Annotated in this window: 14 protein-coding genes and 3 pseudogenes; 8 read left to right on the plus strand and 9 right to left on the minus strand. The window is 57.6% G+C overall.

The window, feature by feature from the left end; all coding sequences use genetic code 11:
- Positions 1 to 117 precede the first annotated feature (117 nt).
- The gene (locus ABOA88_RS01570; RefSeq protein ID WP_367850845.1) at positions 118 to 606 is read right to left on the minus strand and encodes an Lrp/AsnC family transcriptional regulator; all 489 of its coding nucleotides are present in this window, start codon (positions 604 to 606) and stop codon (positions 118 to 120) included.
- A 121-nt stretch (positions 607 to 727) separates the two neighbouring features.
- Here ABOA88_RS01570 and ABOA88_RS01575 point away from each other — a divergent pair, with 121 nt between their 5' ends.
- Positions 728 to 1759 carry a histone deacetylase family protein gene (locus ABOA88_RS01575; RefSeq protein ID WP_367850846.1) on the plus strand — a complete coding sequence of 344 codons (1032 nt, stop codon included), beginning with the start codon at positions 728 to 730 and terminating at the stop codon, positions 1757 to 1759.
- A gap of 290 nt (positions 1760 to 2049) precedes the next feature.
- Here the strand turns inward: ABOA88_RS01575 and ABOA88_RS01580 are convergent, their stop codons facing one another.
- The 4 genes from ABOA88_RS01580 to ABOA88_RS01595 are packed head-to-tail and all read right to left on the minus strand — an operon-like array spanning position 2050 to position 5646.
- Positions 2050 to 3867 carry a hypothetical protein gene (locus ABOA88_RS01580; RefSeq protein WP_367850847.1) on the minus strand — a complete coding sequence of 606 codons (1818 nt, stop codon included), beginning with the start codon at positions 3865 to 3867 and terminating at the stop codon, positions 2050 to 2052.
- Positions 3867 to 4298 (minus strand): ABC-three component system middle component 2, encoded by a 432-nt coding sequence (locus ABOA88_RS01585; RefSeq protein WP_367850848.1) that lies wholly within the window; start codon positions 4296 to 4298, stop codon positions 3867 to 3869. Before ABOA88_RS01585 ends, ABOA88_RS01580 begins: the two co-directional genes overlap by 1 nt.
- Positions 4299 to 4301: 3 nt before the next feature.
- Positions 4302 to 5372 carry an ABC-three component system protein gene (locus ABOA88_RS01590; RefSeq protein ID WP_367850849.1) on the minus strand — a complete coding sequence of 357 codons (1071 nt, stop codon included), beginning with the start codon at positions 5370 to 5372 and terminating at the stop codon, positions 4302 to 4304.
- Positions 5359 to 5646, minus strand: a complete 288-nt coding sequence (locus ABOA88_RS01595; RefSeq protein WP_367850850.1) for a hypothetical protein — start codon at positions 5644 to 5646, stop codon at positions 5359 to 5361. Before ABOA88_RS01595 ends, ABOA88_RS01590 begins: the two co-directional genes overlap by 14 nt.
- 755 nt (positions 5647 to 6401) lie before the next feature.
- Between ABOA88_RS01595 and ABOA88_RS01600 the strand changes: the two genes are divergently transcribed.
- From ABOA88_RS01600 to ABOA88_RS01610, 3 genes are all read left to right on the plus strand, one after another.
- Entirely contained in the window at positions 6402 to 7208 is an 807-nt protein-coding gene (locus ABOA88_RS01600) for an ABC transporter substrate-binding protein (RefSeq protein ID WP_196168395.1), read from the plus strand.
- Between the two features lie 79 nt (positions 7209 to 7287).
- Positions 7288 to 8016, plus strand: coding sequence for an amino acid ABC transporter permease (locus ABOA88_RS01605; RefSeq protein ID WP_196168396.1), 729 nt, complete (start codon positions 7288 to 7290; stop codon positions 8014 to 8016).
- A 3-nt stretch (positions 8017 to 8019) separates the two neighbouring features.
- Complete coding sequence (locus tag ABOA88_RS01610; RefSeq protein ID WP_196168397.1) at positions 8020 to 8718, plus strand: amino acid ABC transporter permease; 699 nt, start codon at positions 8020 to 8022, stop codon at positions 8716 to 8718.
- A 66-nt stretch (positions 8719 to 8784) separates the two neighbouring features.
- Here ABOA88_RS01610 and ABOA88_RS01615 read toward each other — a convergent pair.
- Positions 8785 to 9048: pseudogene (locus ABOA88_RS01615) on the minus strand (methyl-accepting chemotaxis protein); the annotation flags it as partial.
- Positions 9031 to 9756, minus strand: a pseudogene (locus ABOA88_RS01620) (PAS domain-containing protein); the annotation flags it as partial. The pseudogenes ABOA88_RS01615 and ABOA88_RS01620, both read right to left, overlap by 18 nt.
- Before the next feature lie 244 nt (positions 9757 to 10000).
- Here ABOA88_RS01620 and ABOA88_RS01625 point away from each other — a divergent pair.
- The 3 genes and pseudogenes from ABOA88_RS01625 to ABOA88_RS01635 form a co-directional block, all read left to right on the plus strand.
- Positions 10001 to 10540 carry a winged helix-turn-helix transcriptional regulator gene (locus tag ABOA88_RS01625; protein WP_196168399.1) on the plus strand — a complete coding sequence of 180 codons (540 nt, stop codon included), beginning with the start codon at positions 10001 to 10003 and terminating at the stop codon, positions 10538 to 10540.
- A 5-nt stretch (positions 10541 to 10545) separates the two neighbouring features.
- A complete protein-coding gene (locus tag ABOA88_RS01630; RefSeq protein WP_419183371.1) occupies positions 10546 to 11682 on the plus strand; it encodes an HlyD family secretion protein in 1137 nt (378 codons plus the stop codon).
- A pseudogene (locus tag ABOA88_RS01635) lies at positions 11679 to 13241 on the plus strand (DHA2 family efflux MFS transporter permease subunit); the annotation flags it as partial. The gene ABOA88_RS01630 and the pseudogene ABOA88_RS01635, both read left to right, overlap by 4 nt.
- Positions 13242 to 13386: 145 nt before the next feature.
- Here the strand turns inward: ABOA88_RS01635 and ABOA88_RS01640 are convergent.
- A complete protein-coding gene (locus ABOA88_RS01640) occupies positions 13387 to 13809 on the minus strand; it encodes an organic hydroperoxide resistance protein (protein WP_070573650.1) in 423 nt (140 codons plus the stop codon).
- 356 nt (positions 13810 to 14165) lie between these two features.
- Positions 14166 to 14957, minus strand: coding sequence for an SDR family NAD(P)-dependent oxidoreductase (locus ABOA88_RS01645; RefSeq protein ID WP_367850853.1), 792 nt, complete (start codon positions 14955 to 14957; stop codon positions 14166 to 14168).
- A 106-nt stretch (positions 14958 to 15063) separates the two neighbouring features.
- Between ABOA88_RS01645 and ABOA88_RS01650 the strand changes: the two genes are divergently transcribed.
- Positions 15064 to 16017, plus strand: coding sequence for a GlxA family transcriptional regulator (locus tag ABOA88_RS01650; protein WP_367850854.1), 954 nt, complete (start codon positions 15064 to 15066; stop codon positions 16015 to 16017).
- Positions 16018 to 16457: the final 440 nt, after the last annotated feature.

Raw genomic sequence — 16457 nt, forward strand, 5'->3', positions numbered from 1 at the left:
TGATCAAGTGGTAGCTATATGCCATGGAAGCCTGGCAATTGCCATTCGATTCAGCTGACCAGCGATGCCTTACCTATTGTGCCTTCGCCCTTTTCTTGAGACCCGGCGCCCCCAGGGTCACGCTTTTGGAATAGGCAGTCGACTGATTGATTTGATTTCTCTGAGAGCCAGGCTGGATTGGATTGAGGCGATACCTGGCTGTCGCCTGAGAACATCTTCAACGAATCTTCCGTAGCTCTCTAAATCGGTCGCCACGACCGTGAGTACGTAATCTGCTTCACCTGTCACTTTGTGGCACGACAGAACTTGAGGCAGCTTCAAAATGACGTCTTCAAATGCGTCTGGCGCATCCGCCGAGTGATCACCAAATCTCACTTGGGCGAATGCCATGACATCGAAGCCAAGCTTTCGCCGATCGATATTGGCTTGATAATCCTTGATGATCCCCAGCTCTTCCAGGCGCTTGCGCCTACGCCAACACGGCGTCACCGTCATGGCCAGGCGCTCACCTAAAGCAGAGCTAGACAGGGTGCCATCCTCCTGCAGAAGTCTCAGCAGATCCCGGTCTACATCATCCAAATCATCCAAAGCAAAACCTTTGCTCATAAGTCAGCATGCCTAACGGAAATTTTCTCAATCCTGTGGTCAATCCAGAAAAATAGCAAAGCATTTTCAGACATACACCGAGAAAATTAGCTATCCGATAGGCCTAAAAAGGGCTTCAAGCGTGCTAACAGTCTTTAGCGATAACCACCGACTCCACCATGGCTCAGAACTGAAGGATGGCGCTGTGACGCCATCGTTTGAAAATCCACAGCGTGCCGATACGGTGCTGGCCCGGGTAAAAAGCACTGGCCTGGGCGACATCATTTCTGAGAGCGAGTTTGATCGCTCCTGCTACGTGGCTGCCCACAGTGAACGCTATGTGAGCTTCTTGGAGCATGCCTGGTCAGAATGGACGGCAACTGGCAAAACCCATGATGCATTGCCCTTGGTATGGCCTGTACGTGATCTTGCTATCGATCGAGAGCCAGGCTTCATCGACGGCAAACTCGGCTTCTATGCCATGGACGCAGGTGCCCCTATCACCAGTGGCACATGGCAAGCCGTGCGCAGCAGCGCCAATGTCGCGCTGACCGGCATGCAGCGTGTCATTGACGGCGAGCGCAGCGCATTCGCTCTCTGCCGGCCACCTGGACACCATGCCGCCCGTGAGTACATGGGTGGCTACTGCTATCTGAACAACGCTGCCATTGCAGCTGAGCGGTGCTTAAACCAAGGAGCCAAGCGTGTTGCCGTGCTGGACGTCGATTTCCACCACGGTAATGGTACCCAGAACATCTTCTATGATCGCCCCGACGTCTTCTTCGCATCCATTCATGGTGATCCACACGTTTCGTACCCTTACTTCTCTGGGTATGAGCAAGAAACCGGCATAGGCGCCGGCGCAGGGTTCACTGCGAACTACCCGCTGGCTAAGGGCACCACCTGGATGCAGTATCAAGTCGCCTTGAAGGACGCCCTGGCGCGTATTAAGGCGTTCCGCCCCGACTATCTGGTGATCTCACTTGGCGTCGATACCTTCGAGAATGATCCCATTAGCCACTTCAAGCTCACCAGCGATGACTTCCTTCGCATGGGTGCTGAAATCGCTCTGGCAGGCGTACCAACCTTGTTCGTCATGGAGGGAGGCTACATGGTGGATGAGATTGGGATTAACGCTGTGAACACCCTGCAAGGTTTTGAGCAGAATATTTAAGGGGTTGGCTCTTCCCTCTTCCACACCAAGGCCCTCCAGGGGCCTTGGCTCGTATCTGTATCGGAAATACTGAGGGCTGAGATGATCGTGAGCCAATCGTGCTCCCTGATCATGTACTGGCTGGCGAGAGTTGAGGCAGGTGCTAGCGTTGCAGACCTGCTGGTCGAGACCGAATTAGACGAAGATGTGCGGTTGAACAGCGTGCTCACCCGGCAAAAATTGTTATCTGTCGACTAGCGAAAGATGACGACCGCAGCCCGCCCCTGCGGTCGTCTCGTGAACGGACTATGTCAGTCCCTCAGAGCGAAGAATCCATAGCGGCCATTGTTCCGATTCTTCGTGAAGTGCTGGTAGTTGAGCATTGGGATCACCGATGGATCTGGCTCTTTGTTCTCAAAGATGATGATCTGGGAGTCACTGAAGTTTTCTGCAATGTCCCGGTAGAACCCATAAATCAGGTCGCCGGTGATCGCATCGCCCTCCTCCTCAGGTAGGTCATCTCCTTCCTTGTAGGTTGTCAGGGGTGAGTCCAAAACTACGAACCCGGGATGGCGCCCAGAGAGCTTTAGCAGGTTCATCAGCCCCAGTACGAAGGCGGAAAACGCGACGGCACGATAGCCCTTGCCGAAATTACCGCGGGCGCTACCACCAATGGTGATATCCCTTGCCCTGAAATCGAAGTCGACTGGCAGGTAGCCAGGGAAGCCCCAGCGCGCCAAGATAGACTGGATTTCTGTCACCAACGGTTTCACTGCGTCTTCAAAACTTTCGGCGGTGTAGCCAGCTTGCTCTTCAAGTAGCAGGGCTCCAAGCCTCTTCAACTCGTCGCTGAGCTTCGCCTTGTCCGCAACTCGTTGATCCAAAGAGGACAGGTCGTACTTGATGCTCGATGAGAGCTCCTTCAGGTCACTAACTGATCGTACCGATTCCTCAAGCTCTGCTGAGATCTGCTTCTCAAGCGCTGTAATGGCTGCAGTGATTGTCAGCGCCCTGAAAGTGTTTTTCTCGATTGCAGCCGAAAGGGAACCCTGGGCTTCCGCGAGTTCCTGAATGTTCTTGGCAATGCGATTCAACTCGAAGGTGACACCCTTCTTGATGTCATCGACATTGGCCGTGCAGGATTCCGAGTCAAAGTGATTGCCACAGGTTGGGCAAGGCATCGAGTCCGACGCATCCAAGAGGACTGCAGCTTGCTCAATCCCAAGAAGGCGCTGGCGGTCTGATTCGTACTTTTTCCCCAGCATGTCGAAGCGACCATGGAGGGCTTTGTCTTCCGCGATCTTTCCGTTGACGACCTCCAGCTCTGAGGTATGGAGGGCCTTCTGTTGGAACAATCCCTCACTAGACTGAAACGCGATTTTCAGCTCTGCTTCTGCCTGTTCCAGTCGACCAGACACTTCATGATTGAACGCATTCAGTTTTTGGAGCTGATAAAGCTGGGCCGCGTCTTCGGCTGGATAAAATTTGCTGATGATGTCTTCGACAGCCGTGACCTTATGTTTCAGTGCTCCTTTTGACTCTAGGTCTTTTTTAGCTGACTTGACCGCAGCGTCATCCTTTCCAGTGAGCAATAGCTTCAACATCGAATTTTCTTTGGTCTTCTCCATGACTTGACCAGTCCCTAATGGAGAGTACTCGGCAACGATCCTTGACTCATCGATCAGGAAAATCTTTTCAAGGTCACGAAGGGAGAATGAGCCGCTTCTCAGGGACTCAGCCCCCAAAAGCAAAAGCTTGCCGTCCAGTCCCAGCTTGCCCAAGAACTGGCTAGAGAGGGTGGATGAGTTGCTGGCACTGTGCTTTGTGCCCAGCACGGACACCCTGCCCTTTTCGTCAATCAGTGTCGCTTTTGAATTTTCGGCAAGCGTCCTTTCGATCGTGAAAGAGCTTCCGTCATTGTTAACGAATTTGACTTTGACGGTGGTGTACCCCTTTGCCACTTCTATCGGCTTCGGGGGTTTCGACGATCCCAGGGCGAATTTTATGCACTGAACGATGTAAGATTTTCCGGTGTCAGACCCGCCCTGTACGACGTTGGCGCCTTTGGTGAAATACACTGCAGCATCCGGGAGATCAGGGCCGCTAACAATAACACTTTCAATAAACATTAGATTGCCCTGTCAACTTTGTAGATGATGCGGCGCTGAGCGGAGAGATAGTCTGTGTTTTTGCTCACCCATGAAGTACGCCGCCGGAAGTCCGCGTGGTACTCAGTGGATAGCTTGCTGGCGAACTCACTACCGGCTTGGGTGATACGATATCGAACGCCCTGTTCGTTCACCTCTGAAGTAATCAGGCCTCTGGAGGTGAAAAGCTTTATGGCACCAGGGAAAACCTCGCGCCTGCGTACAAGTTCGGCAACACGATTCATTAGCATGGGGTGCAGGCTTGGGCCTCCTTGGAAGTCATCGCTGTAGATAGCGGCGTAATCCAGGAATATAAGCTCATCCAAATCAAGCTCACGACCAAGTCCGGCAAGCAGCAGAACGATCCTCGCCCCATTTTCCACAGGGCTATTGAACAAATCCTTTGAATTCATGACCTATCTCTTAATCCATTTTAGTCTCTGGTCATTCACCAACTGATGACAGAGGCCTTTTCGGTCGGAAGTCTGAATGTAATGGAAAAGCGGATGAGAGCTATATGGAAGGCTCGCTGACTGTGTGCTCACTGCGAGAAACCTGTCATAGCCATTGTCGTGTTTTTGGCGAACGACACTGTGCACTCCCTCGTAGCACTCATCTTTGAGGTCATCATAACAACCACTTGGAAATGCGTCGCGCGAGAACGTTTCGAGAGACTCAGCGCTGAAAAAATTAATCCGTGCGCGATCAAGATCCTCTTCGTACTCACTAGCTTTCACATTTTCGAGCGAGTATTCGATGCCATCCGCGTCGGAAAACGCGTGCAAGAGCGCATCAATGTAGACCTTTTCGTTGTCGCCGACAGCTTCAGGCGCGTTTTTTTTAACCAGCGGACGCTTTAAATGATAGTTGCCAAATCGCGTCAGGTGGTACGGGGTCTTAGAGTGTTTTTCAACCAAGTCAAGAGAGGACATCTCGTCGACAAATGAAAAGTCGATAGAATTCAGATGGACGAGCAGTGCACCTTCCAAAGGGATGGACTGTGTTTTTGTGATCTTGTCCCGACAAGCTTTATCCCATCGGCTAATAATTTCTGTCTTGATGCGCTCCTTGTTCGCCAGCATGTCAATGCAGTCTGAGCTACAACCCTTCGGTGTCACGAACCGATATTCACGAGGGAGGGTATAGTCGCCCCGCCATGTGTAATAGACCAGCTTGCCTAATTCGGCCACGGCATCTGCAACGCTTAGTTTGTCACCATAGTGCTTGCACTGATAATTATCCCAGCCTGATGAAGATCGACCGATAACGTCTCGCCCCTTGTCTCCCGCGCCAGCACAACGTGTTACCACCTCGTAATCACTACGTAGGTGAAATACAAGCTCAAGGGTAAACACTTCCCAATCAGCAGCCGACATGATCTGTAGGCGGTCAAGAGGGTGGATTGGCGCTCCTTTTTGGGCATCCAGAGCAGTAAGCGTGAAATCTGGGGCCGGCGGGAGCGCTATGGCGTTTTCACCGATAGACATCTAGGTCACGCTCCGCTTGGATCGCCTGCATACGACTCGGCATGGCGCCGATAATCTTTTTGGGGTTCATCCGCATGGCACTTGAAAGCTGCTTCAGGAAACGCTCGTTCAGCTCCATATTTGTCGATAGCTCACAAATGACTACGTCAGGGTGCACATCTGACCCCTCTAGCGCCATCGTCAAGACTGCGCGCGCAGCGCCTATGGGCTTGTCTATCGCGTACTCGACTAAATCAGCGGGATGAAAGGCGTATTCCTGTTGACGCTCACTCATGCAGGTGTTCCTAAGGGGCTATCGGGAAATTGTATTCATCAAATCTCAGGCGCAACAACGCCATCCCGAACACATATCCCGGAATGGATTCATTAGTTAGCTTTGTCAGTTGCTTGTGATTCAGTTGATCCATGCTGAGGCTCAAACCTTGCACTGCTCTCCATGGAGAGCCATCGTCGCGTCCTTGAGTGATGGCTCAATAGTATCGCCCTGGCCTGGTTTGGGGAACCTAGATTTCTTGGCGTCGCAGCAGGGCCTCTGCTGGCTGTGGATTTTGCGCCCAGCGTGGTCGCGATCAAGGAGCCATTACGAAACCTTCTCACATCAATCCCCTTTTTGTTTTTATCATCAGCACTGCTACGTGCTTTGGGTGTCGGCTGCGTGGGGATTAACTCACTTGGATGGTTGAGTTTTCTTGCACTTCACTGCCGCGGCCTTTGACGACGTCTGCCAGATCTTGGACCGTTGAAAAAATGCGTCCGATCACCGCGACTGCGGCCTAGTGCGTGATCAGTCGCGCAAGGCTTCTCACCGCCGCATATTCCTTAAGGCAACAGTAACTCTTAAATTAAATTCATTCAGATTATAAGCTTCGATCAAATCATTCTTTTCTTCCCACCCCAGCTCCCTGCCAGAATCCATCTCGCCAGCGGTCTACCTCCGCGGCTCGCGACGGGCCTTTCATACCCGAATACCTGTCCTTCCCCATCAGGAGCCCGCTATACAGGCGCGGCCCACCCAGGAGCTGGATATTCATGAAGAAACTTTCTGCCATCACCGCGCTCACCCTCGCCGTCCTCTCTAGCGCGGCTCATGCCGACCGCCTGGCGGACATCAAGCAAGCCGGCGTCCTGCGTGTCGCGGCCTTCGACAGCAACCCGCCTTTCGGTTTCGTCGACGCCAAGAGCAAGCGAATCGAAGGCCTCGATGTCGACTACGCCAAAGCCCTCGCCGACAAACTCGGGGTGAAACTGCAAGTGTTGCCGACCAATCCGGCCAACCGGGTTCCGCTGTTGACGGCAAACAAAGTCGACCTGGTGCTGGCCAACTTCACCATCACGCCAGAACGCGCCCAGCAAGTGGATTTCAGCATTCCTTACTTCTCTTCGGGGCAGCAGTTCATCGTCAAGAAAGGCAGCCTGAAAAGCCAAGACGATCTGAACAAATGGCGCGTTGGCGTCGACAAAGGCACAGTCAACGAAGGCGTGCTGCGCGAGAAGTTCCCGGGCGCCAAGGTCATCGCCTACGATGACACGCCTTTCGCCTTCACAGCCCTACGCAACGGCCAGGTACAAGCCATCACCCAGGACGGTCCGAAACTGATCGGGTTGTTGGCCAACGTGCCAGACAAGGACAAGTACGAAGTACCGCCTTTCACCATCTCCAACGACCTGATCGGCGTCGGCATCCCCAAAGGCGAGACGGCCCTTGCCGACTTCGTCAACCAGAGCCTGCGTGACCTCGAAGCCGATGGTCAGGCACAGAAAATCTACGACACTTGGTTCGGCCCGAACACCAAGACTCCGCTCGCACGCCTGTACAAGATCGGCGACAAGAGCTGATTGATCGAAGGCTACCCGCAAGACCCGCGCGCCTAGCGTCCATAGGCGCGTGTTTCGTTTCGATGGCTGGAATCCCCTGATGTTCGGTGCCCCCCTCGCCCCCCATTACCTGAGCTTGCTGCTCGATGGTTTCTTGATGAGCCTGAGCCTTGCGCTGCTCAGTTGCGTGCTCGCCACCTTGATCGGCGCACTCCTGACAATCGCACGCCTCGCGCTCAGCCGTTGGTACGCGTGGCCAGCGAAAGCTTACCTGGCGCTGTTTCGCAACACGCCGCTGCTGGTGCAACTGTTTTTCTGGTACTTCGGTGTACCTGCTTTGTTGCCGGATGAGTTGGTGACATGGCTCAACACGCCTCATGAAGGTGTATTGGCAGGTTTCGCCGTGGCCTGGCCGTCATTCGAGTTCCTTTCCGGGGTCTGGGGCCTGACGCTCTACACCTCGGCGTTCGTTGCCGAGGAGTTGCGCGCCGGCATCGCAGCAGTGCGCCCGCAACAGCGCGCTGCAGGTTTGGCGTTGGGGCTACGACCGGCTCAGGTATGGCGAATGGTGGTATTGCCTCAGGCACTACGCACCGCACTACCACCGCTGCTGGGGCAATACATGAATGCGCTGAAGAACTCCTCGTTGACCATGGCGATCGGCCTGGCGGAGCTGTCATATGCCTCGCGCCAGGTGGAGACCGAGACTTTCAAGACCTTCCAGGCCTTCGGCGTCGCCACCGTGCTCTACATCGGGGCTATCGCGCTCATCGAGGTCTTTGGCCAACTCATGCAGCACAGCCGTCGCTATCGCCAGGGAGGCGCTTGAGCCATGGATGCCTCTGTGATCCTCGACAACCTGGAGTACCTGCTGCTGGGGGCCTACCCCGATGGCCCGCTGGGTGGTGCAGCATTGACCGTCCTGCTCGCGCTGCTCTCAGGACTGGTATCAGCTGTACTTGGCCTGGGCCTGGGCATCGCACTGGCGGTGCTGCGCGGCTGGTCGCGTTTGGCGCTGGTGACGGTACTGGGATTTTTCCGCGCTATTCCCGTACTGATGCTGATTTTCTGGAGTTACTTCCTTCTGCCGATCATCTTTCATGTGGACATACCGGCGCTGGCTACAGTGGTGTGCGCACTGTCGTTGATCGGCGGCGCTTACCTGGCGCACTCGGTGTACGCGGGCATCCACAGCCTGCCCGCCGGGCAGTGGGCGGCGGCGCGGGCGTTGGGCTTGCGCCCCTGGCAAGTGTTGCGGCTAGTGATACTGCCACAGGCACTGCCGATCATGCTGCCATCCTTCGTCAACCAGTGGATCTCGCTGATCAAGGACACCTCGTTGGCTTATGTGATCGGTGTCGGCGAGCTGTCTCTCATGGCCACCCAAGTCAGCAACCGGGTGATGGTTCACCCGACGGAAATCTTCCTGTTTGTCGCCCTGCTCTACTTCCTGATCTGCTTTCCCCTAGACTTGCTCGCTGGCCTGTTGGCCCGGCGTCATCGCATAGAGTCGATGGCGGACGGCCGTTAGTGGGCGGTTCCCATTCCCGGCATCAGGGCGCCATTCGTCGTTCGTACGCTGCGGTAGTCTTTACGCCAGTCCGTCCAGCATTGATTGAATCTGCTGTGTTGCTTGTCGCGTGCTCTGTGCAAGTTTCTTTACCTCGTCAGCAACGACAGAGAACCCTCTTCCCACCTCGCCGGCTCTGGCGGCTTCTATGGCCGCGTTCAATGCCAGCAAATTAGTCTGTTCGGCGATCGAACGGATCACGCTCACCATCTGGGCAATCTGGTTGTAGGTCGCCTGGTTCTGCTGTTGCATCTGTTCGTGATTTTCCTGGACGTTACGTTCATCGCTGATGTCACGGACCGCACCGAGCACCCGAATCAATTCCCCTCGTCCATTACGCACCGCCCGTCCCCGCTCACGACACCAGATGTAGCCGCGAACCTTATGACGCATTCGATACTCAAACACGTACTCGCCTCGACCGGCAGGTGCCAGAATCTCTGAGTCGAAAGCCGCCATGATGCCAGGCAGGTCGTCTGGATGCGTGATGTCCACCTGGGATTGCCAGCCGTCAGGCAATTCCTGGGCGCTATAGCCCATCAATGCCCTGAATTGATCGGAAAACCGCAGAAGGCTCTCCCGATGACGGATATCCCCCTGGACAACCTCAATGTCCCACGTCCCTTCCGTCAGGGTGGTCTGCAAGAGCGCCCAGACTTTATGTTGGCTCGATAGGGACTCCGCCTGTTGTTTCAGGGTGAGCAGGCGAGAATCTGACTCCCGGTTCTGCTCGACAAGTTGTGCCTCGCGCGCCTCCATTTTTGCCAAACTCATCTGAGCTGCTTGCAACTCTATTTCCCGAGCCGCCAATCGCTCTTGCACCCGCTGCAATTCGTGCGCGTCACGGTGTTGGCTTGAGAGCCATTCACTCAAGGCACGCTTGAGCCGAGGGTAGCGCTCGACGACAGGAAGCTCGAGCGACTGAGACAATTGATTGGCTAGTGCCAGTTCTAGCACGCGGACCACTTCATGGGCCCAATGATCTTTTTTGAACAACATGCTCCCACCGCCTGCACTTCATTTCCAGCCAGTGAGTTGACGCCAGTTGCGAAAACGCGTCTTGCCTTGGACTGCCGGGTTCATTGATTCTCACTGCCATGCCATCTGGCCGATACATGGGGCTGCCAAAGTACTTCCACCTGGGCGACAAGCGGGCGTTAAAAACACGGTCATAGTCACTTGCATAATGAAAGTTACTGGCGGATAGTAGGCTCATCCGAAAATGAAGCCCAAGGTCAACGCCATGAAAAAAGCCAGCTTTCAACCCATGCCCTGCCCTGTAGCCCGTGCGCTGGAGCACATCGGTGATGGCTGGAGCCTGTTGGTTCTGCGCGATGCGTTCTATGGCTTGCGTCGGTTCGATGAGTTCCAGCGCAGCCTGGGCATCGCCACCAACACGCTCACTCGTCGGCTGACCGACCTGGTCACCGCCGGCTTGCTCGAGCGCCGGCCCTACCAGAGCAACCCGCCACGCTTCGAATACCTGCTCACCGAGGCCGGGCGTGACTTGCGGCCTGTGATCCTGACGCTGATGGCCTGGGGCGCAAAGCACGCCGAGGGCTCGAAGAAGGTCTACCTCGCCGACGAACTCACCGGCGAGCCCGTCGAGTTGGCGTTGGTGGACGCTAACACCGGAAAACGCATCTCCGTGGATGAACACCGTCTGCGCATCTCGCCTGACGCCGACCCGCTGACCCACTGGCGCGCCGAAACCGGTCAGGCCTATCGCCAGGGCAACACCTTGGTAAGCCCCTTCCCCACCCAGGCCTCCTCCGAGGATTGACCGTCATGAACGCTCACGTTGGCATGGCTCCCGGCCCAGTGGATGACACCGAAGCCGTTACAAGCAAACCCAAGGTTAGAAAAACCCTCCTTCGGATTACGGTTCTGGCGCTCGCGATCATGGGCGGTGCGGGCTACACCCACCACTGGTGGAACAATGGCCGCTTCTTCGAAGACACCGACGATGCCTATGTCGGCGCGGACGTCACCGTGATCAGCGCCAAGGTTCCAGGCTATATCGCCGAGGTCGCGGTGGTGGACAACCAGTTCGTCAAAGCCGGCGATGTGTTGGCCCGAATCGATGCGCGTGACTACGACGCTGCACTGGCCAAGGCGGACGGTGCAGTCGCGGCGCAACGTGCGCGTCTTGCCAACCTCGATGCCGTCGAACTGCTTCAACAGGCAATCATCAGCCAGGCAAAGGCACAGATCGAGGCACGCAGCGCCGAAGCACAACGTGCGTTGAACGACAGAGTCCGCTACCAGACGCTGGTCAACAGCCAAGCTGTTTCGGTGCAAAGCGCCCAACGCGTCGAGGCCACTTGGAAAACCGCGCAAGCAGACCGTGCCCATGCCGAGGCAGGTTTGTTGGCGGCCCGTCAGCAACTGGCGGTAATCGACACGCAACGCCAACAGACACGGGCAGCGTTGGCCCAGGCCGAGGCAGACCGGGAACAGGCGCGGCTCAACATCCTTTACACCGAACTGCGCGCCCCGGTGGACGGCTACGTCGGCAACCGTCGAGCCAAGGTCGGCGCCTTCGCCGCGTCGGGCAGCCAGCTGATTTCTGTGGTGCCCGCCCATGGGCTTTGGGTGGACGCCAACTTCAAGGAAGACCAGCTCGCACATATGCAAGTCGGCCAGACGGTCAGCGTGACCGCCGATATCCTGCCGGGCCGAACCTTCCATGGCCGCATCGAGAGCATCGCGCCAGCCACCGGTGCGCAGTTCAGCGTGCTTCCCCCTGAGAACGCCACGGGCAACTTCACCAAGATCGTGCAGCGCGTACCGGTACGGGTTCGCCTGGAGGGCAGCGACGCCGACTTTGGTGCCCTGCGCCCTGGTCTTTCGGTGGTTGCCGAAGTCGACACCCGGCCCCAAGCGCTGGCGCAAGCGAAACTGGTATCGGCAGTCCAGCCATGAACGGCGCCCTGCCCGTCCTCACTCCCGCACAGAAGATCACGGCTTTCGCCACCATGTGCGTGGGGATGTTCATCGCCCTGATCGATATCCAGATCGTCTCGGCATCGCTCAAGGACATCGGCGGTGGGCTTTCCGCCGGTGCAGACGACATTGCCTGGGTGCAAACGGCCTACCTGATTGCGGAGATCATCGTCATTCCTCTGTCGGGGTGGCTGTCGCGGGTGATGAGTACCCGATGGCTTTTCGCCGCTTCGGCGGCCGGCTTCACCCTCACCAGCCTGCTGTGTGCAATGGCCTGGAACATCCAGAGCATGATTGCATTTCGTGCCCTGCAGGGTTTTCTTGGCGGGTCGATGATCCCGCTGGTGTTCACCACCGCGTTCATCTATTTCACCGGCAAGCAGCGGGTGATCGCCGCTTCGGTCATCGGCGCCATCGCATCGCTCGCCCCCACCTTGGGCCCTGCGGTCGGGGGCTGGATCACCGATGTGTCGTCCTGGCATTGGCTCTTCTATGTCAACCTGGTTCCTGGTCTGTTCGTCACCATTGCTGTACCGCTGCTGGTCAAGGTCGACCACCCCAACCTGCGCTTGCTCAAGGGCGCCGACTACCTGGGCATCGGCTTGATGGCGGTGTTTCTCGGTTGCCTGGAATACACCCTGGAGGAAGGCCCGCGCTGGAACTGGTTCAGCGATGCAACGATCTCGGCCACTGCTTGGGTGGCAGGCATCAGCGGCGTATTGTTCGTCTGGCGCAGCCTGAAGATCGAAGACCCCATCGTTGACTTGCGTGCCCTGCGTGATCGCAACTTCGCCCTGGGCTGCCTGTTTTCCTTCATTACCGGCATCGGTATTTTCGCCACGATCTACCTTACCCCGCTGTTTCTCGGCCATGTGCGTGGCTATGGCGCGTTGGATATCGGCCTGGCGGTGTTCTCCACCGGAGTGTTTCAACTGCTTGCTATACCGGTGTATGCCTTTCTCGCCAACCGTGTGGACCTGCGCTGGATCCTGATGCTGGGGTTGGCCCTGTTTGGCATTTCGATGTGGGATTTCTCGTCGATCACCCATGATTGGGGCGCCAAGGAGCTGCTGCTGCCCCAGGCCATTCGCGGGTTTGCCCAACAGATGGCCGTGCCACCCACCGTGACCCTGACCTTAGGCGCCCTTTCGCCCGCACGCCTCAAGCTCGCCTCGGGCTTGTTCAACCTGATGCGCAACCTGGGCGGCGCGCTCGGTATCGCCGCCTGTGCCACCGTGCTCAACGACCGCACCAACCTGCATTTCCTGCGCCTTGCCGAGCACCTTAACGTTCAAAACGAGACAATGAATACCTGGCTCGGGCAATGGAGCAGCAACGCCCAGGCCCTCGGCCAGGACAGCCTGGATGCCAGCCACACCGCACTGCGTCAGCTCTGGGCATTGACGTGGCGCGAAGCGCAAACGTTGACCTATGCCGACGCCTTCCTGGTGATCATGGTGTGCTTCGCGCTTGCCACGCTGCTGGTGCCGTTGATGCGTAAAGTACAACCCCCAACACAACCGTCGGCTGACGCCCATTGCCCCCTCAAGAAGCGCCCTCTTCCGACTTTTTTAGGAAGTAGGCTTTCACTCTTTCTTTGCTCCATGCGCAGCAGTGCAGTCCATATAACAAGAAGCCCGCGTACCTATTCAGATACGCGGGCTCGGGTGTATCTCGACACCATCACAGCATCACGAAACCCACTTCGATATTGCCGCGGGTCGCTTTCGAGTACGGGCATATCTGATGCGCCTCGGCTACCAGCTTCTCCTTTTCCTCGGCGGCCAAACCAGGCAAGCGCACCGTCAGCTGGGCAGCCAGCGCGAAACCTCCGTCTGCGGTGTTGCCTAGGGAAACATCGGCATCCACTGCTACATCGTCAGGCAGGCGAATGTTGTACTTCTGCCCGGCGCGACGCAGAGCACCAATGAAGCAAGCAGACCACCCGATGGCGAACAACTGCTCGGGGTTGGTGCCCGGGCGACCGGAGCCTGGCGGGCTCAGCGGCAGGTCGAGCTCGCCATCGACAGATCGGCCGCGCCCATCGCGGCCACCGGTCGTATGGGTATGGGCGGTGTAGAGGATCGTTGTCAGGGTATTGGGCATGGTAGTTCTCCAAAGGGCATGCTGCCCTCCCCGACCAGGCACACAGGGAGGGCGTTGGCTGCGATCAGTGCTTGGCCTGGCTCAGTTTGCTGCACAGGTGTGCGGAAAATGGGTTGTCGTTGTCAGCGAATGGGAGGCTTGCGGAACTGGCCTGCATCCAATGAGCAGGCCTCGCTCAGGTGGAGCCATTTCACGTCCCGCCTGTATCACCGATGTATCCCAGGGTGGCGGCATTTGTATGCCAGAGCGCCGGACATCGGCGCTGTACACACTGTGATACGGATCCGTGACTGGACGTTTCCGAGAACGAGGCAGCCCTCTCAAAGGCTGCCTCATCTTGTGCGGCGTGACGAACGTCAGCTGCGGTAGCGTTTCGCGGGAGCCCTCAACGAAAGATTCGGCATCAACGCTTGCCGCGCCGCCTCGTAACGCTCCAGATCACCCAGGTCGGGCAAGGACGGGATCGTGATGAACTCTCCTTGGTCCAGCCCGGCAAGCGCCGCGTCCACCATGTCATCAGCCTTCATGACGATCTCGCCCGGCAGATATTCCAGTGGTGTGCCTGCTGCCGCCCAAAAGTCGGTCGCCGTCGCACCAGGCAGTACTACCTGAACCCTAACGTGCTTGTCCGCAAGCTCGTGGCGCAGGGATTGGCTGAATGCCAGCACGAACGCCTTGGTGCCGCCATACACGCCGTTGAGCCGTTCAGGCGCAAGGGCCACGACGGAGGCGATATTGATGAGCGTGCCCTGGCGCGCGACCAAGCCTGGAACCGCGGCATAGGTCAAACGCGTAAGCACATTCACGTTGAGCGTGATCATGTCTTGCATTTTGTCGACGTCCGACTCCAGAAGGGGCTGCGTGGCCCCCACTCCGGCATTGTTCACCAGCAAGGTAATGCTGGCGTCAGTGCGCAGCAGCAGTTCCACTCGGCGCAGGTCATCTGGGTTGCCAAGGTCGGCTGCCACCACTTCCACGGAACGGCCGGTCTCGTCAGTCAGGCGCCTGGCCAAGGCATTCAGGCGTTCGCGGTTTCGCGCGACCAGGATCAGGTCATAGCCACGACGGGCCAAACGCTCGGCGTAGAGGGCGCCGATACCGGATGAGGCGCCGGTGATGAGCGCGCTACCAGGATTGGACTTAGTCATGATGGATCTCCAGGGTTGGGGTGGGTCTGGAGAACAGGATGCAGCGGGATGACGGTATCTCAAATGACGTATAAGGTAGTCTTTCAGGACATGAAGGGGGAAGGCAATGCATCGCATCAGCTATTTGCTGGCAGACGGGTTCCAAGTGCTTTCGCTGGCCACCCAGGCCGCGTTCGAACTGGCCAATATCGCCGCGCAAGACACCTTCTACACCGTCGAGAACTTCTCGCTCGAAGGCGGCAAGGTGCGTTCGTCCCTGGGCTTGGCCCTCGATACCCAGCCACTCGAAACGCCCCGCCTGACCGACACCTGGATCATCGTCGGAGTCACCACCCCCTTGGAGGTGCCCGCCTCGGCGGCAACCCTGGAGTTCCTTCGCCAGGCGAGCACCCATGCCAGGCGCACCGTGGGCCTGTGCACTGGCGCTTTCATCCTGGCCGAGGCGGGGCTGCTGTCAGGGCGTAGAGCCACGACGCACTGGGCATTCGCCCGCGAGATGCAACGGCGCTATCCGGATATCAGCGTCGAGGAAGACCGCATCTATATTGCCGACGGTACCCTCTGGACGTCGGCGGGCATGACCGCAGGGCTCGACCTGGCGCTCGGACTGGTGGAAAAGGACCTCGGCGCGGACATCGCGCGGTCGGTGGCACGCAAGCTGGTGATGCAGCAGTATCGCTCCGGCGGGCAGTCCCAACACTCCGAGCTGCTGCACCTTGCCCCCAAGTCCGACCGTATCCAGCGTGCGCTGGACTATGCGCGCCAGCATCTGAACCGCCCACTGGGCGTCGAGGAGCTGGCAGAGGTGGTGAACCTGAGCCCACGTCAGTTCTCTAGGGTCTTCAGCGCCGAAACCGGGCACTCCCCAGCCAAGGCGATCGAGGGACTAAGGCTGGAGGCGGCACGCCTGATGATCGAGCAAAGCCGGCATTCCCTGGACGTGGTCGCCCAGGAAACCGGCTTTCGCGACCGTCGTCATATGCGCGAGGTGTTCCTGCGGGGCTTCGGCATACCGCCGCAAGCGATACGACGGGATGCACGTCGCCCGATGCCCTCCTGAGGTCCCGACTATCGAAGGTGTAGGCCAGCGTGTCCCAGAACACCGACTGGGTCAGGGAGATGAACGCCAGGATCGCTGCCAGCGCGATGTCATTTGCCAGTTATTAATGCTGCGCTAACCGATTTCACCTACACTCGCCCACATGATCCGCCTCCTGCGTTTGCTCACCGTGTTGATGCTTGTTCTCTCGCTTCCCCTCAACGGGATGGCGGGAGTCGACTCATCCGTCGAGCCCTGCCCAATGCAGGCCATGGGTATGGATAGGGTGGCAGGCATGGAACATGACTGTTGCCAGGACCAGGACCAAGGGCAGTCCTCCGAGCACACCTCAAAAGCCTGCAAAGTCGGCCAGGAATGTAGAACCGCGAGCACGCTTGAAGTCAGCCTGCTCGAACCTGCGCTGACCTTCTCTACCCCGCGCCCTGCGGATACTTACGCCG

This window comes from Pseudomonas sp. PKS (assembly GCF_051913525.1).
In the GTDB taxonomy this organism is placed as follows: Bacteria; Pseudomonadota; Gammaproteobacteria; order Pseudomonadales; family Pseudomonadaceae; genus Aquipseudomonas; species Aquipseudomonas guariconensis_D.

Bases quoted from the DNA above. Each gene is read 5' to 3' on its own strand.
- ABOA88_RS01590 (WP_367850849.1), bottom strand. From the start codon at position 5,372: ATGTCTATCGGTGAAAACGCCATAGCGCTCCCGCCGGCCCCAGATTTC.
- ABOA88_RS01570 (WP_367850845.1), bottom strand. From the start codon at position 606: ATGAGCAAAGGTTTTGCTTTGGATGATTTGGATGATGTAGACCGGGAT.
- ABOA88_RS01630 (WP_419183371.1), top strand. From the start codon at position 10,546: ATGAACGCTCACGTTGGCATGGCTCCCGGCCCAGTGGATGACACCGAA.
- ABOA88_RS01585 (WP_367850848.1), bottom strand. From the start codon at position 4,298: ATGAATTCAAAGGATTTGTTCAATAGCCCTGTGGAAAATGGGGCGAGG.
- ABOA88_RS01600 (WP_196168395.1), top strand. From the start codon at position 6,402: ATGAAGAAACTTTCTGCCATCACCGCGCTCACCCTCGCCGTCCTCTCT.
- ABOA88_RS01595 (WP_367850850.1), bottom strand. From the start codon at position 5,646: ATGAGTGAGCGTCAACAGGAATACGCCTTTCATCCCGCTGATTTAGTC.
- ABOA88_RS01625 (WP_196168399.1), top strand. From the start codon at position 10,001: ATGAAAAAAGCCAGCTTTCAACCCATGCCCTGCCCTGTAGCCCGTGCG.
- ABOA88_RS01640 (WP_070573650.1), bottom strand. From the start codon at position 13,809: ATGCCCAATACCCTGACAACGATCCTCTACACCGCCCATACCCATACG.
- ABOA88_RS01605 (WP_196168396.1), top strand. From the start codon at position 7,288: ATGTTCGGTGCCCCCCTCGCCCCCCATTACCTGAGCTTGCTGCTCGAT.
- ABOA88_RS01650 (WP_367850854.1), top strand. From the start codon at position 15,064: ATGCATCGCATCAGCTATTTGCTGGCAGACGGGTTCCAAGTGCTTTCG.
- ABOA88_RS01645 (WP_367850853.1), bottom strand. From the start codon at position 14,957: ATGACTAAGTCCAATCCTGGTAGCGCGCTCATCACCGGCGCCTCATCC.
- ABOA88_RS01580 (WP_367850847.1), bottom strand. From the start codon at position 3,867: ATGTTTATTGAAAGTGTTATTGTTAGCGGCCCTGATCTCCCGGATGCT.
- ABOA88_RS01610 (WP_196168397.1), top strand. From the start codon at position 8,020: ATGGATGCCTCTGTGATCCTCGACAACCTGGAGTACCTGCTGCTGGGG.